This is a genomic window from Pilimelia terevasa, assembly GCF_014647915.1.
GTDB lineage: Bacteria > Actinomycetota > Actinomycetes > Mycobacteriales > Micromonosporaceae > Pilimelia > Pilimelia terevasa.
On the sequence record NZ_BMQC01000002.1, the window covers coordinates 340,309 to 364,820 of the forward strand.

General features: G+C 75.8%; 21 protein-coding genes. 17 read left to right on the forward strand and 4 right to left on the reverse strand.

Annotated elements, in window-relative coordinates; genetic code table 11:
• The first annotated feature begins 140 nt into the window (after positions 1-140).
• Positions 141-1,541 (forward strand): ATP-binding protein, encoded by a 1,401-nt coding sequence (locus IEY75_RS04515; protein WP_189112897.1) that lies wholly within the window; start codon positions 141-143, stop codon positions 1,539-1,541.
• On the forward strand, positions 1,538-2,200 hold the full coding sequence (locus IEY75_RS04520) for a LuxR C-terminal-related transcriptional regulator (RefSeq protein WP_189112898.1): 663 nt from the start codon (positions 1,538-1,540) through the stop codon (positions 2,198-2,200). The genes IEY75_RS04515 and IEY75_RS04520 overlap by 4 nt, the downstream gene beginning before the upstream one ends.
• Before the next feature lie 42 nt (positions 2,201-2,242).
• On the opposite strand, the gene IEY75_RS04525 is transcribed toward IEY75_RS04520, so the two are convergent.
• A complete protein-coding gene (locus IEY75_RS04525; RefSeq protein WP_189112899.1) occupies positions 2,243-2,902 on the reverse strand; it encodes a DUF305 domain-containing protein in 660 nt (219 codons plus the stop codon).
• Positions 2,899-3,675: a thioredoxin-like domain-containing protein gene (locus IEY75_RS04530; protein ID WP_189112900.1), complete on the reverse strand. Its 777-nt coding sequence runs from the start codon at positions 3,673-3,675 to the stop codon at positions 2,899-2,901. Before IEY75_RS04530 ends, IEY75_RS04525 begins: the two co-directional genes overlap by 4 nt.
• Positions 3,676-3,888: 213 nt before the next feature.
• Between IEY75_RS04530 and argS the strand changes: the two genes are divergently transcribed.
• The 9 genes from argS (at position 3,889) to IEY75_RS04575 (ending at position 16,673) form a co-directional block, all read left to right on the forward strand.
• Positions 3,889-5,553, forward strand: coding sequence for an arginine--tRNA ligase (argS, locus tag IEY75_RS04535; RefSeq protein ID WP_189112901.1), 1,665 nt, complete (start codon positions 3,889-3,891; stop codon positions 5,551-5,553).
• A 141-nt stretch (positions 5,554-5,694) separates the two neighbouring features.
• Positions 5,695-7,044, forward strand: a complete 1,350-nt coding sequence (gene lysA, locus IEY75_RS04540; RefSeq protein ID WP_189113035.1) for a diaminopimelate decarboxylase — start codon at positions 5,695-5,697, stop codon at positions 7,042-7,044.
• 23 nt (positions 7,045-7,067) lie between these two features.
• Positions 7,068-8,342, forward strand: a complete 1,275-nt coding sequence (locus tag IEY75_RS04545) for a homoserine dehydrogenase (RefSeq protein WP_189113036.1) — start codon at positions 7,068-7,070, stop codon at positions 8,340-8,342.
• Entirely contained in the window at positions 8,339-9,394 is a 1,056-nt protein-coding gene (thrC, locus tag IEY75_RS04550; RefSeq protein WP_189112902.1) for a threonine synthase, read from the forward strand. Before IEY75_RS04545 ends, thrC begins: the two co-directional genes overlap by 4 nt.
• A gap of 82 nt (positions 9,395-9,476) precedes the next feature.
• Complete coding sequence (locus tag IEY75_RS04555) at positions 9,477-10,319, forward strand: polysaccharide deacetylase family protein (RefSeq protein ID WP_229789345.1); 843 nt, start codon at positions 9,477-9,479, stop codon at positions 10,317-10,319.
• Between the two features lie 28 nt (positions 10,320-10,347).
• Entirely contained in the window at positions 10,348-11,601 is a 1,254-nt protein-coding gene (locus IEY75_RS04560) for an MFS transporter (RefSeq protein WP_189112903.1), read from the forward strand.
• 66 nt (positions 11,602-11,667) lie between these two features.
• The gene (gene thrB, locus IEY75_RS04565) at positions 11,668-12,558 is read left to right on the forward strand and encodes a homoserine kinase (protein ID WP_189112904.1); all 891 of its coding nucleotides are present in this window, start codon (positions 11,668-11,670) and stop codon (positions 12,556-12,558) included.
• Positions 12,559-13,135: 577 nt separating this feature from the next.
• Complete coding sequence (rho, locus tag IEY75_RS04570) at positions 13,136-15,055, forward strand: transcription termination factor Rho (RefSeq protein ID WP_189112905.1); 1,920 nt, start codon at positions 13,136-13,138, stop codon at positions 15,053-15,055.
• 196 nt (positions 15,056-15,251) lie between these two features.
• Positions 15,252-16,673, forward strand: coding sequence for a nitric oxide synthase oxygenase (locus tag IEY75_RS04575; RefSeq protein WP_229789346.1), 1,422 nt, complete (start codon positions 15,252-15,254; stop codon positions 16,671-16,673).
• 96 nt (positions 16,674-16,769) lie between these two features.
• Here the strand turns inward: IEY75_RS04575 and IEY75_RS04580 are convergent, their stop codons facing one another.
• Entirely contained in the window at positions 16,770-17,324 is a 555-nt protein-coding gene (locus tag IEY75_RS04580; protein WP_189112906.1) for an NUDIX domain-containing protein, read from the reverse strand.
• Positions 17,325-17,616: 292 nt separating this feature from the next.
• Between IEY75_RS04580 and rpmE the strand changes: the two genes are divergently transcribed.
• Positions 17,617-17,841, forward strand: coding sequence for a 50S ribosomal protein L31 (gene rpmE, locus IEY75_RS04585; protein WP_189112907.1), 225 nt, complete (start codon positions 17,617-17,619; stop codon positions 17,839-17,841).
• A 112-nt stretch (positions 17,842-17,953) separates the two neighbouring features.
• The gene (gene prfA / locus IEY75_RS04590) at positions 17,954-19,045 is read left to right on the forward strand and encodes a peptide chain release factor 1 (RefSeq protein ID WP_189112908.1); all 1,092 of its coding nucleotides are present in this window, start codon (positions 17,954-17,956) and stop codon (positions 19,043-19,045) included.
• Positions 19,046-19,075: 30 nt separating this feature from the next.
• On the opposite strand, the gene IEY75_RS04595 is transcribed toward prfA, so the two are convergent.
• The gene (locus tag IEY75_RS04595; RefSeq protein ID WP_189112909.1) at positions 19,076-20,674 is read right to left on the reverse strand and encodes a GGDEF domain-containing protein; all 1,599 of its coding nucleotides are present in this window, start codon (positions 20,672-20,674) and stop codon (positions 19,076-19,078) included.
• Positions 20,675-20,854: 180 nt separating this feature from the next.
• Here IEY75_RS04595 and prmC point away from each other — a divergent pair, with 180 nt between their 5' ends.
• The 4 genes from prmC (at position 20,855) to glyA (ending at position 24,428) form a co-directional block, all read left to right on the forward strand.
• Positions 20,855-21,766 (forward strand): peptide chain release factor N(5)-glutamine methyltransferase, encoded by a 912-nt coding sequence (gene prmC / locus IEY75_RS04600; RefSeq protein WP_189113038.1) that lies wholly within the window; start codon positions 20,855-20,857, stop codon positions 21,764-21,766.
• A complete protein-coding gene (locus IEY75_RS04605; protein WP_189112910.1) occupies positions 21,763-22,419 on the forward strand; it encodes an L-threonylcarbamoyladenylate synthase in 657 nt (218 codons plus the stop codon). The genes prmC and IEY75_RS04605 overlap by 4 nt, the downstream gene beginning before the upstream one ends.
• A complete protein-coding gene (locus tag IEY75_RS04610; protein ID WP_189112911.1) occupies positions 22,419-23,048 on the forward strand; it encodes an arsenate reductase/protein-tyrosine-phosphatase family protein in 630 nt (209 codons plus the stop codon). The genes IEY75_RS04605 and IEY75_RS04610 overlap by 1 nt, the downstream gene beginning before the upstream one ends.
• Before the next feature lie 102 nt (positions 23,049-23,150).
• Positions 23,151-24,428, forward strand: coding sequence for a serine hydroxymethyltransferase (gene glyA, locus IEY75_RS04615; protein ID WP_189112912.1), 1,278 nt, complete (start codon positions 23,151-23,153; stop codon positions 24,426-24,428).
• Positions 24,429-24,512 lie beyond the last annotated feature (84 nt).

A 24,512-nucleotide genomic window follows, 5' to 3' on the forward strand; every position in this document is an offset into this window, starting at 1 on the left:
ACCTCCGGTACCGACCCTGAGTAAACCCTGAGGTCCGGCGGCCGGGGAGGTCAGGGTCGTCCCGGAGGGCGCGCGCCGCCGCGCGTGCGACGATCGGTGGACGACACCGGCGACCGCGGGGAGGGGGCGTCATCGACACCGTGTGGGAAGCGCCGGCTCCGCTGGTCCGGCGGCGGCAGGGGCGGCTGGTCGCGGGGGTGGCCGACGGGATCGCCGCGCACCTGGGGCTGTCGCGGACGGCGGTCCGGGCGGCCTTCGCGGTGCTGCTGGTCTTCGGCGGCGTGGGCCTGATCCTGTACGCCGCGTTCTGGGCCGTCCTGCCGCAGCGGGCCGACGACGGCGCGGTCGGGGACCCGCCGTCGCTGCTGCGGCTCGTCCCCTTCCTGGTGATCGGGGCGCTGGTCGTCGGCGCGCAGCTCGCCACCGACTCACCGGGGCTGAACTTCGTCGTGGCCGTCCTGGTCGCGGGCGTGGCGGGCGGCGCCGGGGTCATCTGGCACCAGTCCGACCGGGAGCAGCGGCGGCGCTGGCGGGAGACCGTCCCGGGGATGCCGTGGCTGGGCGTCGTGGTGCAGGACGCCGACCGCCGGCTCGTCGTGCTGCGGTTCGTCGGCGGGGCGGTGCTGGTCGCCGCCGGGCTGATCGGCGTGGTGGCGGTGTACGCGCCGGTCGGGCGCTTCGACGTGCTGACCGTGCTCGGCGGGGTGGTGTTCGCCCTCGTCGGCGTGGCCGGGGTGGCGCTCGTGGCCGCGCCGGTGCTGTGGCGGGTCTTCGCCGAGTTGCGTACCGAGCAGGCCGCCCGGATCCGGGAGCAGGAGCGCGCGGAGTTCGCGGCCGTCGTCCACGACCAGGTGCTGCACACGCTCGCGCTGATCCTGCGCAACGCCGACGACCCGGCGACGGTCCGCCGGCTGGCCAGGGGCCAGGAGCGGACGCTGCGCGGCTGGCTGTACCGGCCGGCCGGCGCGCCGGGGGAGCGGTTCGCGGCGGCGGTGGAGGCGCTGGCCGCCGAGGTGGAGGACACGTACGGTATTGCCGTGGAGCCGGTGGTGGTCGGCGACGCCGCCGTCGACGAGCAGGTCGGCGCGCTGGTGGCCGCGGCCCGGGAGGCGCTGGTCAACGCGGCCCGGCACGCCGGGGTGCCCACCGTGTCGCTGTACGCGGAGGTGGAGCCGGACCAGGTGAGCGTGTTCGTCCGGGACCGGGGGGCCGGGTTCGACCCGGCGGCGGTGCCGGCGGACCGGCACGGCGTGCAGGGTTCGATCGTCGGCCGGATGCGCCGGCACGGCGGTACCGCGCAGATCCGCACCGCGCCGGGCGAGGGCACGGAGGTCCGCCTCCACCTACCGCGCCGGCCCGGCCGGCCCGAGGCGCGGTCCGACGAGCAGCCAGAGGCGCGGTCCGACGAGCGGCCTGACCCGAGGCCCGGCGAGCGGTCCGGCAAGCAGACCGACGAGCGGCCTGGCGCGCGGACCGACGAGCGGACCCGCGGGCGGACCGGGCAGCCGGCCGGGCGGGCGGACGAAGGGGAGGGGCCGTGACGACGACGCGACCCGCGGGCCTGCTGCGGGTGTTCCTGGTCGACGACCATGCGATGTTCCGGGCCGGCGTCTGCGCCGAGCTGGCCGGCCGCGTCGAGGTCGTCGGGCAGGCCGGGACCGTGGCCGAGGCGGTCGCCCGGATCGGGCAGCTCGCGCCGGACGTGGTCCTGCTGGACGTGCACCTGCCCGACGGCGGCGGCCGGGCGGTCCTCCAGGCGCTGCACGCCGGGCTGCCGGCGGTGCGCTTCCTCGCGCTGTCGGTGTCGGACGCCGCCGAGGACGTGATCGGGGTGATCCGGGCCGGCGCCCGCGGGTACGTCACGAAGTCGATCTCCGGCGACGAACTGGTCGAGGCGATCGGCCGGGTCGCCGACGGCGACGCCGTGTTCAGCCCGCGGCTGGCCGGGTTCGTCCTCGACGCGTTCGCCGGCAACCCCGACCCGGCCACGACGACCGACCCGGAGCTGGACCGGCTCACCAACCGCGAACGCGAGGTGCTGCGCCTGCTGGCCCGCGGGTACGCCTACAAGGAGATCGCCCGGGAGTTGTACATCTCGGTCAAGACGGTCGAGACGCACGTGTCCAGCGTGCTGCGCAAACTCCAGGTCTCCAACCGGCACGAGCTGACCCGGTGGGCGGCCGACCGCCGCCTGATCTGAGTGCCCCCCCGCACCGGCCGGCGCGGGGCGACGCCCGGGCGGTCAGCTCGCGGGCAGCGGGGCGCCGCCGAGGCGGGTCAGCACCCGGGTGAGGTTGCCGACCTCGGCGTCCTGGACCGTGCGCATGGTGCCGGCGGCCTTGCGGACCTCCGCGTTCGAGGTCCGCGCCAGCACCCCGTCGATCATGTGGATGCCGCCCAGGTGGTGGCGGATCATGAGCTGGAGGAACAGGACGTCCAGGTCGCGGCCCTGGGCGGCGCGCAGCCGGGCGAGTTCCTGCCTGCTCGCCATCCCCGGCATCTGGCCGTCGCCGGTGAGGTGCCGCTCGGCCGCCGGCAGCCAGGACATCGGCGCGTCGGTCGACGTCGGCGACAGCCCCCACTGGCGCAGCCACGTCTGCATCGTCCCGACCTCGGTGAGCTGCGCCATCGCCATGTCGACCGCGTGCGACCGGACCTCGGCGTCCCGGGTCTCGCGGAACGCGATCAGCGCCATCTCGATCGCCTGGGCGTGGTGGTTGTCCATGTCGCGGGCGAAGCCGGCCTCCGCCGAGTTCTCCCCGGGGAGGGCGAGCCGGGGCGCCAGCCAGCCGCCCGCGGCGCCCACGAGCAGGCCGAGGACGAGCATCAGCGCGAGCGCGGGCGTACCGCGCCAGCCGCCCCACCCGGCCCGGCGGCTGGTGTCCGCGGGGTCGGCCGTCATCCGGCGGGCGCGCCCGCGGGCAGGTCGACCGGTACCGTCCCGGTCGTGGTGACGCCCTCGGAGCAGGGCACGTTCTCCACCGCGGCCGTCTTGCGGAAGGCCTTGATGAAGTCGTTGATCCGCCCGTCGCCGGCCGAGTCCACCTTGAGCTGGTAGCCCCAGGCCTGGAGCGAGATCGGCGCGTCGAGGTTCGGGTACGGCGACAGGATCATCCGGTCCCGGTTGCGCACCTTGCCGGCGAGCTGGTCGACCTGGTCCCTGGGCAGGTTCGGCCGGTAGGTGATCCACACGGCCCCGTGCTCCAGGCTGTGCACGACGTGCTCGTTGGAGATCGGCGCGTCGAAGACCTCGCCGACGCAGTTCTGCCAGCGCGCGTTGTGCGGGCCGGCGACCGGCGGGATGATGTCGTACTTGATCGGGCCGATCCGGTGGTCGCCGCTCTGTACCAGTTTCGGCTGGCTCTCCCGGTAGTTGCTCAGGCCCTTGATGTCCGCGGCCTCGGGCGCCTTGTCCCGCACCGCCGCGAAGACGCCGAACCCGACGATGCCGGCGGCGAGCAGGCCGACGGCCGAGAACAGGGCGATCGGGCCCCAGTTGCGGTCGCTGCCGATCTTGACCGGTTTGATCGGTTTCTTCGGCCCCCTGCCCGACCGGCCGCCTCCCGGCCGCCCGGCACCGGCCTTGCCGCCGGGCCGCCCGGCGCCCGCCTTGGCGCCGCCGGTGCGGACGACGGACGGGTCGCGCTGGCCGTCGCCTGTGCTGCTGATGCTCATGGTGCCTCGTCATCGGTCGGGGGCCGGCCGTGGGCGGCGCTGGGCGGTCGGACGGGCGGGCCGGCGGGGCGCCTGCCTGCCGCGCGCCTGCCTGCCGCCGCGACGGCCGCTGCGGGCCGCCGACCAGCGATACTACCCCGGTCACCTGGGAGCCCGGCCGCTTCCGCGCGCCGGTGGCGGAAGCCCGCCGGCGGGGCTCGGTAGCATACGTGGGTGACTCCCGCCCAGCTCTCCGCGACCGTCCTCGCCGCCGTCCGCGACGTCTTCCTGGCGCGCGGCCTAGACCCCGCGGCGCTGCCGGCGACCACGACGGTCGAGCGCCCCCGCAACCCCGAGCACGGCGACTACGCGTCCACGCTCGCCCTGCAGTTGGCGAAGAGGACCGGGGTGCCGCCGCGGGAGCTGGCGGCCGCGCTGGCCGAGCGCCTCGGCCAGGAGCCGGGCGTCAAGTCGGTGGAGATCGCCGGGCCGGGCTTCCTGAACATCCGGCTCGACGCCGCGGCGGCCGGCGAGCTGGCCCGGGTGGTCGTCGAGGCGGGCACGGCGTACGGGCGCAGCGACCGGCTGGCCGGCGAGCGGATCAACCTGGAGTTCGTCTCCGCCAACCCCACCGGCCCCGTACACCTCGGGCACACCCGCTGGGCGGCCGTCGGCGACGCGCTGCGCCGGATCCTCACCGCGGCCGGCGCCCGGGTGGACAGCGAGCACTACACCAACGACGCCGGCCTCCAGGTGGAGCGGTTCGGCGAGTCGCTGTACGCCGCGGCCACCGGCGCCCCGACCCCGGCCGACGGCTACGGCGGGGCGTACGTCGCCGACGTCGCCGCGACCGTGGCCGCCGCGCACCCCGGGCTGCTGGAGCGCCCGGCCGCGGAGGCGCTGGCGGTGTTCCGCGACGAGGGGTACGCGGTGATGCTCGCCGAGATGCGGGCCAGCCTGGAGCGGTTCGGGGTGCACTTCGACGTCTGGTTCTCCGAGCGCACGCTGCACGCGGGCGGCGCCGTGGAGCAGGCGCTGGAGACCCTGCGGGCCCAGGGGCACGTGTACGACGCCGACGGGGCCGTGTGGCTGCGGACCACCGACTTCGGCGACGACAAGGACCGGGTGCTGGTCCGGTCCAACGGCGAGAAGACGTACTTCGCCGCCGACGCCGCCTACTACCTCAGCAAGCGCGGGCGCGGGTACGACCGCTGCATCTACCTGCTCGGCGCCGACCACCACGGGTACATCGGCCGGCTGCGCGCGATCGCCGCCTGCGCCGGGGACGACCCGCAGGCGCACATCGAGATCCTCATCGGGCAGCTCGTGAGCCTGCTGCGCGGCGGCGAGCCGGTCCGGCTGTCCAAGCGGGCCGGCACGCTGATCACCCTGGACGAGATCGTCGAGGCGGTGGGCGTGGACGCCGCCCGCTACTCGCTAGCCCGGTCCTCCACCGACTCCCCGCTCACGCTGGACATCGAGGCGATCACCCGGGCGGCCAACGACAACCCGGTGCACTACGTCCGGTACGCGCACGCCCGGATCTGCTCGGTGCTGCGCAACGCGGGCGAGCTGGGCCTGTACCGCGGCACCGACTTCCGCCCCGGCCTGCTCGCGCACGAGCGGGAGAACGTCCTGCTCAAGAGCATCGGCGAGTTCCCGGCCGTCGTGGCGACGGCCGGCGAGCTGCGCGAGCCGCACCGGGTGGCCCGGTACCTGGAGGAGTTGGCCGGCGAGTACCACCGGTTCCAGTCCACCGACGAGTGCCGCATCCTCCCGCGCGGCGACGAGGCCCCCACGGACCTGCACCGGGCGCGGCTGTGGCTGATCGAGGCGACCCGGACGGTGCTCGCCAACGGCCTGGACCTGCTGGGCGTCTCGGCGCCCGAGCGGATGTGACGGGCGCGTGGCGGCCCGACCCGGGCACCGGCCGATAGGCTGCGCAGCGCGGCGGAGAGCGGACGAGAAGGTGGGCATCGCGATGGACGGAGCCAGCAGGTGAGCGGCCGCGCGCACGAGGCGGGGGCGCTGCACCAGGACATGGGCCACCGCGGCCCGGAGTGGCTGCGGGCGCCCGCGGACGTCAACGCGCTGCTGCCGGCGCTGTGGTCCCGGTCGGTGGCCCGCGAGGACGACGGCGAGCTGGCGGTGGCCGGCCACCGGGTGGGGGCGCTGGCCGCGCAGTTCGGCACCCCGCTGTTCGTGCTAGACGTGGCCGACTTCAAGGCCCGCTGCCGGGACTTCGTCACGGCGTTCGCCGGTGCCGACGTCTTCTACGCCGGCAAGGCGTTCCTGTCCAAGGCGGTCGTCCGCTGGGTCGCCGAGTGCGGCCTGCACCTGGACGTGTGCACCGGCGGCGAGCTGGCCGTCGCGCTCGCGGCCGACTTCCCGCCCGAGCGGCTGGGCCTGCACGGCAACAACAAGTCCGTCGCCGAGCTGGGTCGCGCGCTGGACGTGGGCGTCGGGCGGATCGTGGTGGACTCGTTCGACGAGATCGACCGGCTGACGGCGCTGGCCCGCGAGCGCGGCGTCCGGCCGCGGGTGCTGGTCCGCACGACCTGCGGGGTCGAGGCGCACACGCACGAGTTCATCGCCACCGCGCACGAGGACCAGAAGTTCGGCCTGTCGCTGTCCGGCGGGGCGGCGCTCGCCGCGGCCCTGCGGATCATCGACGACGGGGTGCTGGACCTGGTCGGCCTGCACTCGCACATCGGGTCGCAGATCTTCGACACGGCCGGCTTCGAGGTGGCGGCGCGGCGGATCCTGGGCCTGGCGGCGCAGGTCCGCGACGCCCGCGGCGTCGACCTGCCGGAGCTGGACCTGGGCGGCGGCTTCGGCATCGCCTACACCAGCCAGGACGACCCGGCCTCGCCGAAGGAGCTGGCCGACCGGATGCGCGCCATCGTCGCCGACGAGTGCCGGGCCCGCGCGCTGCCCGAGCCGCGGCTGTCGATCGAGCCGGGCCGGGCGCTGATCGGGCCGGCGATGCTCACGCTGTACGAGGTGGGGACGGTCAAGGACGTCGACGGCATCCGCACGTACGTGTCGGTGGACGGCGGGATGAGCGACAACATCCGCACCGCGCTGTACGGCGCCACGTACTCGGCGACGCTGGCCTCGCGCCGCTCGGCCGCCGGGCCGCTGCTGGCCCGGATCGTCGGCAAGCACTGCGAGAGCGGCGACATCGTCGTCTCCGACGAGTTTCTGCCCTCGGACGTGCGGCCCGGCGACCTGGTGGCCGTCCCGGGCACGGGCGCGTACGGCCGCAGCATGGCCAGCAACTACAACCACGTGCCGCGCGCCGCGGTCGTGGCCGTCGAGGGGGACGAGGCCCGGGTGATCGTGCGCCGCGAGACCGAGGACGACCTGCTGCGGCTGGACGTCGGGTGAGTGCGTCCACGGGGGACCGGCCACTGCGGGTGGCCCTGCTGGGCTGCGGGACGGTGGGCGCGGAGGTGGTCCGCCTCCTGCACGACCAGGCCGGCGACCTGACGGCCCGGATCGGGGTGCCGGTCTCGCTGGCCGGGATCGCCGTGCGCCGCACCGGCCGGGACCGCGGCGGCCTGCCGGTCGACCCGGCGCTGTTCACGACCGACCCGGCGGCGCTGGTCGCGCGCCCGGACGTCGATGTGGTGGTCGAGGTCATCGGCGGCATCGACCCGGTGCGCGGCTGGCTGACCGCGGCGCTGCGGGCGGGCAAGAGCGTGGTGACGGCGAACAAGGCGCTGCTGGCCGAGGACGGCGCCGCGCTGCACGAGGCGGCGGCCGCGGGGGACGCCGACCTGTACTACGAGGCGGCGGTGGCCGGGGCGATCCCGCTGCTGCGCCCGCTGCGCGAGTCGCTGCACGGCGACACGATCACCCGGGTGACCGGCATCGTCAACGGCACCACCAACTACGTCCTGTCCGCGATGGACTCCACCGGCGCCGGCTTCGCGGAGGCGCTGGAGCGGGCCACCGAGCTGGGCTACGCCGAGGCCGACCCGACGGCGGACGTCGAGGGCTTCGACGCCGCGGCGAAGGCGGCGATCCTGGCGTCGCTGGCCTTCCACACCCGGGTCACCGCGGCCGACGTCCACCGGGAGGGCATCACCGAGGTGACCGCCGCGGACGTGGCCAGCGCCGCCGAGCTGGGCTGCACGATCAAGCTGCTGTGCCTGGCCGAGCGGGTCGAGGACGCGGTGTCGGTGCGGGTGTACCCGGCGATGATCCCGCGCAGCCACCCGCTGGCCGGGGTGGGCGGGGCGTTCAACGCGGTGTTCGTGGAGGCGGCCGCGGCCGGCGAGCTGATGCTGTACGGCCAGGGGGCGGGCGGCGCGCCGACGGCCAGCGCCGTGCTCGGCGACCTGGTGGCGGTGTGCCGGAACCGGCGGGCCGGCGTGCGGGCGCCGAGCGAGTCCGCGTACGCCGACCTGTCGGTCCGGCCGATCGGCGAGACGCTGACCCGGTACCACGTGCGGCTCGACGTCGCCGACCGGCCGGGCGTCCTGGCCACGGTCGCCTCCGTCTTCGCCGCGCACGAGGTGTCCATCGCCACCGTCAAGCAGGCCGGCCGCGGCGACGACGCCTCGCTGGTCATCGTCACGCACCGGGCGCCGGACGCGGCCCTGTCGGCGACGACGGACGCCCTGCGGGCCCTGCCGATCGTCCGCTCGGTGGTCAGCGTGCTACGGGTGGAGGCGCTGTGAGCGCCTGGCGCGGCCTGATCGAGGAGTACCGGGACCGCCTGCCGCTGGACGCCGGCACCCCGGTGGTCACCCTGCTGGAGGGGAACACCCCGCTGCTGCCGGCGCCGGTCCTGTCGGCGCGCACGGGCGCGGAGGTGTTCCTCAAGGTCGAGGGCGCCAACCCGACCGGCTCCTTCAAGGACCGCGGGATGACGCTGGCCGTGGCCAAGGCCGTCGGCGCGGGCGCGCGCGCGGTGATCTGCGCGTCGACCGGCAACACGAGCGCCTCGGCGGCGGCCTACGCGGCCCGCGCGGGCATCACCTGCGCCGTCCTGGTGCCGCACGGCAAGATCGCCATGGGCAAGCTGGCGCAGGCGCTGGTGCACGGCGCCCGGCTGGTGGAGGTCGACGGCAACTTCGACGACTGCCTGACGCTGGCGGCCAAGCTCGCCGCCGACTACCCGGTGACGCTGGTCAACTCCGTGAACCCGGACCGGCTGCACGGGCAGAAGACCGCGGCGTTCGAGATCGTCGCGGCGCTCGGCGACGCCCCGGACGTGCACTGCGTCCCGGTCGGCAACGCGGGCAACATCAGCGCGTACTGGATGGGCTACCGCGAGGAGCACGCCGCCGGCAACGCGGCCACCCGCCCGCGGATGTACGGCTTCCAGGCCGCGGGCGCGGCGCCGATCGTGCGCGGCGAGGTCGTCCGCGACCCGGAGACCGTCGCCACGGCCATCCGCATCGGCAACCCGGCGAGCTGGGGGCTGGCGGTGGCCGCCCGGGACGAGTCCGGCGGCCTGATCGACGCGGTGACCGACGACGAGATCCGCGCGGCGTACGCGCTCGTCGCCCGGGAGGTCGGCGCGTTCGTCGAACTCGGCAGCGCGGCGAGCGTCGCCGGCCTGCTGCGGACCGCCGCCGACGGCCGGCTGCCGGCGGGCGCCCGGGTGGTCTGCACGGTGACCGGCAACGGCCTCAAGGATCCGCAGGCCGCGCTGGACTCGGCGCCGCCGCCGGTCCGGGTCCGCAACGACGCCGCCGCGGTGGCCGGGCGCCTGGACCTGGGCTGAGTCGGATATCCGATAGGCACCTACGGCCGACCGGTCGGCCGGTTAACATCACCCTCGGTCGATATCCACCGTGGAGGGACCGATGGACGGGTCAGGTGGTGTGCCGCCGCGGCGGCACACGATGCCGCGCGGCGTGGACCGGCGCGCGCTGCTGCGCGGTGCGGGGCTGCTCGGCTGCGGCGTCGGCCTCGGCGCGGTCGGCGCGGCCAGCGGCGCGGGACTGCTGGAGCGGCGGCTGCCGATCCTGGGCGGGCCGGCCTCGGCGACGGTCGCCGACCGCGGCCGGCACCCCGGCCAGGGGCGCCTGGACGTGATGTGGTCGGTGCGGACCCCGGACAGGCTGGTGGCGCTGACCTTCGACGACGGCCCGCGCCCGGACTGGACGACGTTCACGCTGGACACCCTCGCCGCCCACGACGTCCCGGCGACCTTCTTCTTCGTCGGCGAGCGGGTGCGCCGGCACGCGGCGGTGGTCCGCGGGCGGATGGGCCGGCACGAGGTCGGCAGCCACTCCTGGCGGCACGCGGACCTGGCCACCCTCGACGCCGACGCCGTCCACACCGACCTGGCCCGGGCGCACGCGGCCATCGCCGAGGTCACCGGACAGCAGCCGCGGCTGTTCCGGCCGCCGTACGGGCACCTCGGCGGGGCGACCCTGCTGGCGGCGAGCCGCTTCGACTACCAGGTCGTGCTGTGGAGCCTCCAGATGCTGGAGTCCCAGTACCCGGGCGACCCCGCCGGCCACGCCCGCGACCTGGCCGCGCGGGTCGAGCCGGGCGCCGTGCTGCTGGCCCACGACGTCGGCCCGGCCGACCGGCTGGTGGCGCTGCGGGGCCTGCCGCAGTTCATCGCGGGTGTGCGGGCGCGGGGCTTCCGGTTCGTCACCGTCACGCAACTGCTGCGCGCCGGTCACCCCATAGGCTGAACCCGCGGCCGCGGGTAAGGTGCGTCAGGTGTCCTCGCCACTTTCCCCCGCGGCGCCCTCGCCGCTGGCCCTGCTGCGCCGCAACCGGGACTTCCGGCGGCTGTTCGCCGCCGAACTGGTGCTGTTCGGGGCGGACTGGTTCGTCCTGGTGCCGCTGCTGGTCCTGCTGCCCCGGCTGACCGGCGGCGGCCTGCTCGGGGCGCTGGTGCTCGCCACGTCGACCGGCGCGGGGGCGCTGCTGCTGCCGGTGGGCGGGACCTTCGCCGACCGGTACGACCGGCGGACCATCATGCGGGCCGCGAACATCGCCGCCGTCGTCGGGGTGGCGGCGCTGCTGACCGTGCGGACGCCGGCCACGGCCTGGTTCGCGCTGCCGGCGATCGCCGTCGTCGCGGTCGGCAAGGCGTTCTACTCGCCGGCCGCCGGGGCGGCGCTGCCCAACGTCGTCGACCCGGCCGACCTGCCGCTGGCCAACACGGTCGCCGGGTCCGCCTGGGGGACGATGGCCGTCGTCGGGGCGTCGCTGGGCGGCATCCTGGCGAGCACCGTCGGGCCGTACTACAGCTTCGCCATCGCGCTCGTCTGCCTGGTGCTGGCCGCGGTGCTGCTGTGGGGGATCCGCCGGCCGCTGCAGGCACCGCGCGAGCCCGGCGCGGTGCCGGCGCGGACGTTCGCGGCGGTGCGCGAGTCGCTGCGGTACATCGGTGCCCGCCCGCGGGTCCGGGCGCTGGTCACCGTGAAGTCGGCCGTCGGCCTGGGCAACGGGGTACTGGCGGCGTTCCCGCTGCTCGCCCTGTCGTTCGGCACCGGCGGGTGGGGGACCGGCCTGCTGTTCGCCGTCCGGGGCGCGGGCGCGCTGATCGGTCCGCTGCTGATGCGGCCCGTGCTGACCCACCGCCGGTGGCTGCTGCCGGTGCTGGGGCTGTCGATGGCCACGTACGGCCTGGCCTACCTCGGGGTCGCCGCCGCCGCCTGGTTCCCGCTCGTGCTGGCGCTGGTGTTCGTGGCGCACCTGGCCGGCGGCGCGAATTGGGTGACCTCCAACTTCGCGCTCCAGTTCGAGGTGCCCGACGGGCTGCGCGGCCGGGTGATCGCCACGGACATGATGCTCGCCACGCTGGCGATCTCGGTCAGCCAGACGGTCGTCGGGGCGCTGCTGGACGTGGTCACGCCAGCCGTGCTGATCGCCGGCTGCGGCACGGTGACGCTGGTGTACGCGGTGCTCTGGCGGCTGGGCACGCGCCGCCTCCCGGCGCCCGCCCCGCAGCCGTCCGCGGCGTGACCGCTCCCGTCCGCGGCATGATCGCTCCCGTCCGCGGCATGATCGCCCGGGGGTTAGCCTGAGCCCATGCCGGACCCGCTGCCCCACGCCGTGACCGTCCGCGCGCCCGCGAGCAGCGCGAACCTCGGGCCCGGCTTCGACGCGTGCGGCCTGGCGCTCGACCTCCACGACGAGGTGACCGCGCGGGTCGCCGGCGACGTCCGGGTCACCGTGGAGGGCGAGGGGGCCGGCCTGCTGCCCGCCGACGCGTCACACCTGGTGGTCCGGTCGATGTACGCCGGCTTCGACGCCCTCGGGGTGCGCCCGGCCGGGGTGGCGGTGCACTGCCGCAACAGCATTCCGCAGGCCCGGGGGATGGGCTCGTCCTCGGCGGCGATCGTCGCCGGGCTGCTGCTGGCGCGGGCGCTGGTGGCCGACGGCCCGGCGCACTGGCCGGACGCGGCGGTGCTGCGGCTGGCGGGCGAGATCGAGGGCCACCCCGACAACGTGGCGGCGTGCCTGCTCGGCGGGCTGACCGTCGCGTGGACCGCACGCGAGGGGGCGCGGGCGGTCCGGCTCACGCCGCACCCCGACCTGGAGCCGGTGCTGTACGTCCCCACGGACCACGGGCTGACGTGCCAGGCCCGGGCGGCGCTGCCCGGGTCCGTGCCGCACCGGGACGCCGCGTTCGCCGTCGGCCGGGCCGCCCTGCTCGTGCACGCGCTCACCGAGCGGCCGGAGCTGGTTTTCCCCGCCACCGAGGACCGGCTCCACCAGCCGTACCGGGCGGCCGCCATGCCCGCGACCGCGGCGCTGGTCGCGCGGCTGCGCGGGCACGGGGTGGCGGCGGTGGTCAGCGGCGCCGGGCCGACGGTGCTCGCGCTCTCGCCGGTCCCGTCCGAGGCGGAGCCGGGCGCGGGCTGGAAGCGGGTGGAGTGCGCGGTGGCGGGCGGGGCCGCGGTGCGGCCGGCCGGCTGACCCGGACAGCCGGCGCGCCGCCGCCGGGGGTGTGTCCGGGCCGGGCGGGGCAACGACCGGTCACGGAGAAAGTTGTGGCCCACGGTGTCCGGGGCGTCGCGGCGGGGTATGCTGGGACACGCCGCGCGGCTTATCGCCGCAGGTAGCTTGCCGTAGCCGGCGGAGTTTTACTACGCTTCCCGGCAAGCACAGTTCGCGCAGTTGGCGATCTTCAGTGGGTTGACCCGTGCGAAGGGCACCTGGCCCGATCTCGACGGCCAACCCGTCACCTCGTCAGGCAGAGCAAGTTCCACCTGTCCTGGCGGATCGTTGACCTGCAGTGCTCGTCCCCGGCCCGAGTTTCTCGATCTGGCCGTTGACGGGATGTCTGTTCCGGCCGCTGGAGGCGAAGCGGCACGGTACGTCAGCACGCGGGCTCCCTTTCCTCCCTCTCTGTCGGGGAGAGCGGGTACCCGCGCGACTGTGCCCCACCCCCGTGACCGCGTCCGTCGCGAAGCGGGGTCTACCGAGGTCACCCCATCAAAGCGCGGACGCTGAGTCAGCGGGGGTTGCCCGGCCTACCGAGGGAAGGAATCCATTGAGCGACACCACCGACGTCACGTCGGATGTCACCCAGGCTGCGGGCGAGGCCGCCGGCACCACGCGGCGGCGGCGATCCGGCACCGGCCTGTCCGCCATGCTCCTGCCCGAGTTGCAGAGCATGGCCACGTCGCTCGGCATCTCCGGCACTGCCCGGATGCGCAAGAGCGAGCTGATCGCCGCCATCTCCGAGCGCCAGAACGGCGGCGCGCCGCGCCAGCGGGCCGAGGTGCCCGCGGCGGCGCCCGTCAGCCGGGAGGCCGTCCGGGCCGAGGTCACCGCGGTCGACCCGGCGCCCACCGCCGAGCCGGCCGGCGACGCGCCGGTCCGCGAGGGCGGGCGCCGTCGGCGCGGCGCGGAGACCCGCGACGGCGAGCACGCGGAGGTCGAGAGCGGCCGCCGCACCCGCGAGCGCGGGGAGCGGGGCGAGCGCGACCGGTCCGAGCGCGGCGAGCGGCCCGAGCGCACGGACCGGCCCGAGCGCAGCGAGCGCACGGACCGGCCCGAGCGGGCCGAGCGCGGCGACCGGGACCGCAACGACCGGGACCGCAGTGACCGCGACCGCAACGACCGGGACCGCAACGACCGGGACCGCGGCGAGCGCGCCGAGCGCGACCGCAACGACCGTTCCCGGGACCGCGGTGAGCGGCCCGACGACGACGACGAGGCCGGCGGCCGCCGCAACCGGCGCAGCCGGTTCCGGGAGCGCCGCGGCCGGGGCCGCGACCGCGTCGAGGGCGGCAGCGGCAGCGGCAGCGAGCCGCAGGTCAGCGACGAGGACGTCCTCGTCCCCGTCGCCGGCATCATCGACGTGCTGGACAACTACGCGTTCGTCCGCACCACCGGCTACCTGGCCGGGCAGAACGACGTCTACGTCGCGATGTCCCAGGTCAAGAAGCACGGCCTGCGCCGCGGCGACGCGGTCACCGGCGCCGTGCGGGCCACCCGGGACACCGGCGAGGCCGGCAACCGGCGGGACAAGTACAACCCGCTGGTCCGGCTCGACACCATCAACGGGATGGAGCCGGAGGAGGCGCGGCGGCGGCCGGAGTTCTACAAGCTCACGCCGCTGTACCCGCAGGAGCGGCTGCGGCTGGAGACCGAGCCGGGCGTCCTGACGACCCGGGTCATCGACCTGACCATGCCGATCGGCAAGGGGCAGCGGGCACTGATCGTCTCGCCGCCGAAGGCCGGCAAGACCATGGTGCTCCAGGCGATCTCCAACGCCATCACCACGAACAACCCCGAGTGCCACCTGATGGTGGTGCTGGTGGACGAGCGGCCCGAAGAGGTCACCGACATGCAGCGGTCGGTCAAGGGTGAGGTCATCGCCTCCACCTTCGACCGCCCGCCGGCGGACCACACGACGGTCGCGGAGCTGGCCATCGAGCGGGCCAAGCGCCTGGTCGAGCTGGGTCACGACGTCGTGGTGCTGCTGGACTCGATCACCCGGCTGGGGCGGGCGTACAACCTGGCCGCGCCGGCCAGCGGGCGGATCCTGTCCGGTGGTATCGACTCCACCGCGCTGTACCCGCCCAAGCGCTTCCTCGGCGCCGCCCGCAACATCGAGAACGGCGGCTCGCTGACCATCCTGGCGACCGCGCTGGTGGAGACCGGCTCGGCGATGGACACGGTCATCTTCGAGGAGTTCAAGGGCACGGGCAACGCCGAGCTGAAGCTCGACCGCAAGATCGCGGACAAGCGGATCTTCCCGGCGATCGACATCCACCCGTCGGGTACCCGCAAGGAGGAGATCCTGCTCGCCTCCGACGAGCTGGCGATCATCCACAAGCTCCGCAAGGTCCTGACGTCGCTGGACTCGCAGGCGGCGCTGGAGCTGCTGCTGGACAAGCTGCGGCAGAACAAGACCAACGTGGAGTTCCTCATGCAGATCGCCAAGACCACGCCGGGCGAGTGACGGGCCGCCGGGCGTACCGTGCCCGGTGATCCAGCATGGTCGATAAATCGGGCGACGGATCGCACACGCGGTCCGTCGCCCGGCCTCGTAGAGCCGTTCATTTTTGGTAAGTCGCTATTAATCCTCTTTGTGACCTGGCCGGGCGGGTTGCTGTGTGTCAGATTTTGGTCGCACACAGTCTTAGCAGGAGGCGGACATGAGGGTTCCCGGCTACCGTGACACCCCGCCGCGGCCGTGGGACACGACGGCGGACGTCGACCCGGGCGAGGCCGCGGACTTCCTCCGCCGGTGCTACGCGGAGAATCCGAAGTTCGGGCCGGTCGGCCCGCGGCTGGCCGTGGTGGCGGCGCAGCTCGCCGCGACCGGCACGTACACCCACACGCCCGACGAACTGGCGTACGGGGCGAAGCTGGCCTGGCGCAACGCCAGCCGCTGCATCGGGCGGCTGTACTGGCGCAGCCTCGTCGTCCTGGACCGGCGCCGCGCGCACACCGCCGACGACATCTTCTCGCTGCTGGTGACCCACCTGCGCATCGCCGGCGGGCACCGGCCGATCGGCGACGGCCGGATCGGCGAGGCCACCCGCCCCGGCCACATCCGGCCGGTGATCTCCATCTTCGCCCCCGCGGTGCCGGGGCGGCCGTATGCGCGGGTGCACAACGAGCAGTTGATCCGGTACGCCGGCCACGACTCGGCCGGCGGGGTCGTCGGCGACCCCCGGTACGTGGAGTTCACGGCGCGGATGCGCGCGTACGGGTGGCAGTCCACCGGCGCGCCGTACGAGGTGCTGCCGCTGGCGATCGAGACGCCCGCCGAGGGGGTGCGGCTGTACCGGCTGCCGGCCGACGCGGTGCTGGAGGTGCCGATCCGGCACCCGGAGTACGACTGGTTCGCGGAGCTGGAGCTGCGCTGGCACGCGGTGCCGGCCATCGCCAACATGCGGCTGACCGTCGGCGGGGTGCACTACCCGCTGGCGCCGTTCAGCGGGTGGTACATGGGCACCGAGATCGGCGCCCGCAACCTCGCCGACGCCGACCGGTACAACCTGCTGCCGGAGGTGGCCCGCCGGCTGGACCTGGACACCACCCGCGAGTCGACGCTGTGGCGGGACCGGGCCCTGGTGGAGCTGAACCGCGCGGTGCTGTGGTCGTTCGAGTCGGCCGGGGTGCGGATCGCCGACCACCACACCGAGTCCGACCGCTTCCTGCGACACCTGGCCAACGAGGAGCGGGTGGGCCGGCCGACGCCCGCCGACTGGACCTGGATCGTCCCCCCGATGTCCGGCGGCCTGACCGGCGTCTTCCACCGGTACTACGACGAGGCCGACCAGCGGCCCAACTTCTACCTCGACGAGGAGGCGCGGCACCTGGGGCGGTACGGCACGCCCCCGCCCGGCTGCCCGGCCCACCGGCCGGCGGGCGGCGCGGAGCCGGCGGCGGCACCGGCCGCCGCGCCCGCGGAGACGTCCGCGCCCGCGTCGCGGCGGGCCGGGACCGCTCCGGCGGCGCGGCCGGGGGTGCCGGCGGCCGAGGGCGCACCCGCCCTGTCGGCGCGGATCGCCCCGCCCGTGCGCCGCCGGCCCACGTACGCGGGCGACGCGCGCGAGCCGGGGCCGTAGGAGACACGCGGCGGCCACCCGCGCGCGGAGCGGGCGAACTACGAGCCGCGAAGCTGCCGGTGAGGCCGCGCGCCGCGGCGGACTTGTGCCGCGGGGCTACAGGACCGAGTACCCGTGCGGCCCGCTGATCTGCTCGCCGGCGAAGTAGCGCCCGGCGGCCTCGGTCTGGACCTGGAACGCGAAGACGTCGGCCAGCCCGTCCGGCCCGAAGACCGCGCCGCGCTCGCTGGTCTCGGCGTCGCCGACGTACGGCGGCAGGTCGGTCGCGTCGACCGCGGGCGCGACGGAGAACAGCATCACCCGGTGCGGTACCGGCCGCGAGGAGGCGAACCAGAACGGCGCGAGCCGGTCCGGGTCCACCACGACGTCGGCCTCCTCGCGGACCTCCCGCGCCGCCCCCGCCTGCCAGCTCTCGTGCTCCTCGACGAAGCCGCCGACCAGGCCGAGCAGGCCCAGCCCCGGCGGTACCGCCCGGCGGACGACGAGCAGGCCGGTCCGGTCGTGCTGCCGGACGGGGAGCAGGACGACGGCGACGGGCAGCGGGTTGGCCCACACGGCCGTGCCGCACCGCGCGCAGGTGCGCGGGTAGCCGTCCACCGGGCCGTAGGAGTGCCCGCAGTACGAGCAGAACGTGTCCCGTGCCAGGGCCATCGGTGTCCTCCTAGCGCGGCGGGAGCGCGGACGCCGAGGCTACCGCGGCGGACCGGGCAGACGGGCCGGCGGGTCCGAAACCGGCGCCCGCCCGCGCGGGAATCAGGGGGCGGTGCCGGTGGTTGGACGCGGTGGCCCCCACGGCCGGCCCGGTGGCCGGTCATGGCAGACTGGGAGGCCGACCCGGTACCGGTTCACGCCGCTTCCCTGCCCCGGCAGGGGAGGCGCCGCGCCCCGCGACACGCGGGGACCGGCGGGCGACCCGGCGACCACGACGAGAGGAAGCGCCGAGATGCGCAAGGGAATCCACCCCCAGTACCAGGCGACGCAGGTCACCTGCTCCTGCGGCGCCGCCTTCACGACCGGCAGCACCGCGCCGAGCGGGGCGATCCACGTCGAGACGTGCAGCGCCTGCCACCCGTTCTACACGGGCAAGCAGCGGGTGCTCGACACCGCGGGCCGCGTGGCGAAGTTCCAGCAGAAGTACGCCAAGATCCAGGCCAAGAAGGCCAAGTAGCGCGTCCCGGCGCCCGCCCCCCGACGGTTCCGACCGCCGGCCGGCGGGCGCCGACGTCTATCCCGGGCCGGCCGGCGGCCGTCCCGCCCCCCACAGCGGTGCGGAGGTAGCCATGAGCGGCACCCAACGGCTGGAGACCCTGCTGGCCGAGTACGCCGACCTGGAGGGGCAGCTCGCCGACCCGGCGCTGCACGCCGACCAGGCCAACGCGCGCCGGGTGGGCCGCCGCTTCGCCGCGCTGGCGCCGATCCACAAGGCGGCGGCCGAGCTGGCCAACCTGCGGGCCGACCTGACGGCCGCGCGCGAGCTGGCCGACGAGGACCCGGCGTTCGGGGCGGAGGTCGAGGCGCTGGCCGCGCAGGTACCCGGCCGGGAGGGGCGGCTCGCCGAGCTGCTGATCCCGCGCGACCCCGACGACGCCAAGGACGTGATCATCGAGGTCAAGGCGGGCGAGGGCGGCGAGGAGTCGGCGCTGTTCGCCGGGGACCTGCTGCGCATGTACACCCGGTACGCCGAGCGCCGCGGCTGGCTCACCGAGATCATCGACAGCCAGAGCTCCGACCTCGGCGGCGTCAAGGACGTCCAGCTCGCGGTGAAGACCAAGGGCGTGCCTGAGGGCGGCAACGGCGTCTGGTCGCGGCTGAAGTGGGAGGGCGGCGTGCACCGGGTGCAGCGGGTGCCGGCGACCGAGTCGCAGGGCCGCATCCACACCTCCGCCGCCGGGGTGCTCGTGCTGCCCGAGGCCGAGGAGGTCGACATCACCGTCGACCCGAACGAGCTGCGCATCGACGTCTTCCGCTCCTCCGGCCCCGGCGGCCAGTCCGTCAACACCACCGACTCGGCGGTGCGGATCACCCACCTGCCGACCGGCGTCGTGGTGTCCTGCCAGAACGAGAAGAGCCAGTTGCAGAACCGCGAGCAGGCCATGCGGATCCTGCGCGCCCGGCTGCTGGCGGTCGCCCAGGAGCAGGCCGACGCGGCGGCCTCGGACGTGCGCCGCGCGCAGGTGCGCACCGTGGACCGCTCGGAGCGGATCCGCACCTACAACTACCCGCAGAACCGGATCACCGACCACCGGATCGGCTACACGGCGTACAACCTGGACCTGGCGCTCGACGGCGACCTCGACAGCGTCCTGGACGCCCTGGCCGAGGCGGACCGCGCGGCGCGCCTGGCCGGCGAGGACACCCTCAGCCGCCGGTGACCCGGCCGCCGGACCGGCCGGCCGGCCCGGCTAGCTGTCGCCCGCGGCGCGGCTCAGCGGCAGGGCGCCGCGGTGCAGGGTCCGCACCGGCGCACGGGGGCGGGGCTGGCGCTTGGCGTGCAGCATCGCCCGGTCGGCCGTCTCGAACGCGGCGATGATCGCCGCCGGCAGCGCGTCCGGGTCGGTGGCGGTGACCTCCGCCCAGCCCACGGTCACCCCGACCGGCGTACCGGGCACCAGCGCCTCCCAGTCCTCGGCCGCCACCGCGGCGACGATCCGCCGGTGCAGCGCGACCGTGTCGGCGGTGCCGCCGGCCGGCAGCATGACCACGAACTCGTCGCCGCCGTACCGCGCCACGAAGTCCCCGGCCCGCATCACCCGGGCCAGCACCCCGGCGATGCGTTGCAGGACCAGGTCCCCGGCCAGGTGGCCGTGCACCGTGTTGACGGCCTTGAAGCCGTCCAGGTCGCACACGCCGATCACCGGCTGCGCGCCGCGGGCCATGGTCGAGGCCACGTACCGCTCCAGGTGCCGGCGGTTCGGCAGGCCGGTCAGCGGGTCGGTGAGGGCCTCGTCGGCGTACCGGGCCACCGTGTGCCGCAGCTCCTCGTGCGCCAGCCGCGCCGCCAGCCCCTCGACGTACCCCTCCTGCTGCGCGGCGATCTGCGCGGCGACCATGCGGAACGCGGCGCGGTCGGCCTCGTGCGCCCCGGCGTGGTCGCCCGCGCGCTGGCAGGCCAGGCTGCGCAGCCGCAGCGGCTCGGGCCCGCCCAGCGAGGTCTGCGGGGACAGGCCGTCCAGCCGGGTCAGCGCCTCGATCGGGAAGCCGGAGTTGACGGCGAGGCAGACCTCGCCGAGCTGGCGGATCTCCCGCGCCATCGGGCTGGTGCCCCCCGAGGCGAGCAGCGCACCGGCGTCGGGCGCCGGCGGCCCGCCCAGCGCGGCCAGCCGGGCCAGCGCGTAGCCGTACCCCGTGCGGCCCGTCGGCCGCAGCCGGGCCACCCCGCCGCGGTGGCGCAGCACGCCCAGCTCGACGGCCAGGTCGGACAGGATGCGCACGCAGCCGTCGGTGTCGCCGCGGTGGTCCAGGGCCAGCGCGCCGCGCAGCCGGATGGCCGGCGCCGCCAGCGTCTCCGGGGGCATCCCGGCGGCCTCGCCGACCTCCCGGGCCTTGGCCAGCGCGCTGAGGGCGTGCCGGTGGAAGCCGTGGTGGGAGTACGCCGCCGCCAGGTCGTGCCACGCGGCGGCGGCGTCGCCGTCGGCGTCGGTCATCCGGTTCAGGAAGCGCGCGCCGTGCACCAGGTGGGTGACGGCCCGCTCGAACAGGCCGGACGGCTGCACCGTCAGCGACGCCAGCGCGTGCAGGTGGCCGTGCAGGTACGGGTCGTCGATCTGCTCGGCGGCGGCCAGCGCGGCCTCGGTGGCCTCGCGGTAGGCGGCGGTCCGGCCGAGGTTGTGCAGGATGCCCAGGCGCTGGACGAGCGCGTCGGCGCGCGCATGCGGGTCGTGGGTACCGGCCAGGACCCGGTCGACGACGAGGCAGGCGTCCGCCGAGCGCCCGTCGACCTGGAGCTGACGCGCCCGGGTGAGCGCGTCGACCTGGTCCGCCACCCGGTCGAGCCAGCCCACTCCGCCTCCTTAGCCACGCCGTCCGGCTGTCCGCTGGTGAGCGTGGGCACGGCCGGGTCGCGTACGGCCTGGCGGGTGCCGACGTACCACCCCGGCCCGGGGCCGACACCCGACAGGCATGATTATGGCGTGCCCGGCTTCACTGAACAGCCCACTGAAAGTACAGAACCACTCAGCGTGGTGATCGCACAAGCGGTGCGGGTCCTCGCGGCCGCCGCGCTGCCATCGCCCAGAGTGGACGCCGAGCTACTGGCAGCTTACGTGCTGCGGGTGGCCCGTGGGCGACTGTTGTCGGTGGACTCCGTGACCGGTTCGGCCGCGGACCGGATCCGGGCGCTGGCCGCCGCCCGCGCGGGCGGGGCGCCGTTGCAGCACCTCACGGGGCGGGCCGCGTTCCGGTACCTGGAACTGTCCGTCGGGCCGGGCGTCTTCGTCCCACGGCCGGAGACGGAGCTGCTGGTCGACTGGGGGCTCGCCGCGCTGCGGGACGTCGCCGCCCCGGTGGTCGTGGACTGCTGCGCCGGCTCCGGCGCGATCGCGCTGGCGGTCGCCCACGAGCTGCCGCGGGCCCGGGTGTACGCCGTCGAGCGGGAACCCGCCGCGCTGGACTGGCTGCGCCGCAACGCCGCCGCGCGGGCCGCCGCGGGGGACCGGCCGGTGACCGTCGTCGCCGGCGACGTGGCCGACCCGGGGCTCGCCGCCGCTCTGCCGGCGCCGGTGGACCTGCTGCTGGCCAACCCGCCGTACGTGCCGGCGGCGGTCGCCGTGCCGGCGGACGTCCGGCGCGACCCGGCCGCCGCGGTGTTCGGCGGTGCCGACGGGCTCGACGTGATCCGCCCCCTGGTGGCGCTGGCCGCGGCGGTCCTGCGGCCCGGCGGGGGGCTGGCCGTCGAGCACGACGACACCCACGCCGCCGCCGTGGCCGCGCTGCTGCGGCCGGCGTTCGCCGACGTCGCCGGGCACGAGGACCTGGCCGGCCGGCCGCGGTACACGACCGGGTGGCGCGGCGATGGTGGGGCGGCCGCCGACGTGGGAGGGTGGGGGCGCCCCGCGGAGGCCGGGGACACGGAGCGTGGAAAGGTGGAGGGGTGACGTTCTACGACTGCCGGACCGCCGCCGAGCGGGACCGGGCCATCGCCGCCGCGGTGGAGGCCGTCCGCACCGGCGAGCTCGTGGTCCTGCCCACCGACACGGTGTACGGCGTCGGCGTGGACGCGTTCTCCGCCGACGCGGTGACCCGCCTGCTCGCGGCCAAGGGCCGGGACCGGCAGATGCCGCCGCCGGTGCTCGTCGGCACCCGGCAGACCCTCGACGGGCTCGTCTACAGCCTCCCCGTCGCCGCCCGCGACCTGGTCGACGCGTTCTGGCCCGGCGCGCTGACGCTGGTGGTGACCCACGCCCCGTCGCTGAAGTGGGACCTGGGCGAGACCGACCAGACCGTGGCCGTGCGGATGCCGATGCACCCGGTGGCCCTGGAGCTGCTCCAGCGCACCGGCCCGATGGCCGTCTCCTCGGCCAACCGCACCGGCGCGCCCGCGGCCAACACCGCCGAGGAGGCCCACGAGCAGCTCGGCGCGCGCGTGCGCGTCTACCTGGAGGCGGGGCCGGCCGCGGCGGAGCCGGCGCTGGCGAGCACGATCGTGGACTGCACCGGCGACGTCCCGCGCGTCCTGCGCGCCGGGGCGGTCCCGCTGGCCGAGCTCCGCGAGGTCGTCCCCGAGCTGGCCGACGTCGGGGAGCAGTGATGCCGCCCTTCGTCGTCCTGCACGTCTGCATGGGCAACATCTGCCGCTCCCCGATGGCCGAGCGGCTGCTGGCGCACTCCCTGCGCCGCCGGGTCGCCGCCGCCGGGTGGCCGGTCAGCGCGGCCGACCTGGTGCACAGCCACGGCGCCGGTACCGACGGCTGGCACGTCGGCCAGGCGATGAACGAGCCGGCCGCCCGCCAGCTCCGCGACCGCGGCGCCGACCCGGCGGGGTTCGCCGCGCGCCGGCTGCGCGGCGACCAGCTCGACGCCTCCGACCTCGTCCTCACCGCGACCGGCGCGCAGGCCGGGCAGGTCCGCGCGCTGCGCCCCGACGCCGCCGACCGCACCTTCGTCCTGGGCGAGCTGGGCCGCCTCCTGCCGCGCGTGGACACCTCGCTGCTGCCGGTGTCGGGGCCGGACGCCAAGCTGGTGTACCTGCGCGGGGTCGCGCTGGTGGCGGCCGTGCACGCCCTGCGCGCCGACGCCCCGCCGCAGCCGGGCGACGACCTCGACGACCCCTACGGCCTGGCCGACGACGTCTTCGCCGGGATCGCCGACCGGATCGCGGCCATCGTCACCCCGCTGGCCGCCCTGCTGGTCCCCGCCGCCGACCGCGCCGCGGCCTGAGCCCGCCGCCGCTGCCCGTCCGCCGTCGCCCGTCCGCGTGTCCGCGGGCCGGCGGGCGGCCGAGTGGGCGCGTGCGGGTCGGCGGGGCCGTAGGCTGCGGGAGTGGATCAGACGTACTGGGGACCGGACTTCGGGCAGCTCGCGGCCACCGACCCGGAGATCGCCGAGGTCGTACTCGGAGAGCTGGCGCGGCTGCGCGGGGGCCTCCAGCTCATCGCCAGCGAGAACCTGACCTCGCCGGCCGTCCTGGCCGCGCTCGGGTCGACGCTGACCAACAAGTACGCCGAGGGCTACCCCGACCGGCGGTACTACGGCGGCTGCGAACAGGTCGACGTCGCCGAGCGGCTGGCCGTCGCCCGGGCCAAGGCGCTGTTCGGCGCCGCGCACGCCAACCTCCAGCCGCACAGCGGCGCCAGCGCCAACCTCGCCGCGTACGCCGCGCTCCTGCAGCCCGGCGACGCCGTCCTGGCGATGGGCCTGCCCCACGGCGGCCACCTGACCCACGGCAGCAAGGTCAACTTCTCCGGGCGCTGGTTCGCCACCGTCGGCTACTCCGTCCGCGGGGACACCGAGCTGATCGACTACGACGAGGTCCGCGACCTGGCCCGCGCCCACCGCCCGAAGATGATCATCTGTGGCGCGACCGCCTACCCCCGCCTCATCGACTTCGCCGCGTTCCGGGAGGTCGCCGACGAGGTCGGCGCGTACCTGATGGTCGACGCCGCCCACTTCATCGGCCTCGTCGCGGGCGGCGCCGTCCCCTCCCCGGTGCCGTACGCCGACGTCGTCTGCGCCACCACCCACAAGGTCCTGCGCGGCCCGCGCGGCGGCATGATCCTCTGCCGGGAGGAGGTCGCCGGCCGGATCGACAAGGCCGTCTTCCCGTTCACCCAGGGCGGGCCGCTGATGCACGCCGTCGCCGCGAAGGCCGTCGCGCTGCGCGAGGCGGCCACGCCGGAGTACGCCGCGTACGCCCGGCAGGTCGTCGCCAACGCCCGCGCGCTCGCCGCGGCGCTCGCCAGCCACGGGATGCGGCCGGTCTCCGGCGGCACCGACACCCACCTGGCCCTGCTCGACCTGCGCGAACTGGGCGTCACCGGCGCCGCCGCCGAGGCGCGCGCCGACGCGGCGCGGATCACGCTGAACAAGAACGCCATCCCGTACGACCCGCAGCCGCCGATGACGGCCAGCGGCATCCGGGTCGGGACGCCGAGCGTGACGACCCAGGGCATGGGTCCCGAGACGATGGCGGCGGTGGCCCGGCTCATCGCCACCGCGGTCCGCGCCGACCCGGCCGCCCCGGGGGGTGCCGCCGCCCTGCGCGACGTCGCCGCCGAGGTCACCGACCTGGCCGGCAAGTTCCCGGCCTACCCTCACTGACGAGACGTACGCCCGCGGGCGCGGCGGAGCAGACGTCGACGCGTGGGGCCGGGCGCGCCGCTCCTCCCGCCACCCCCGGCCGCC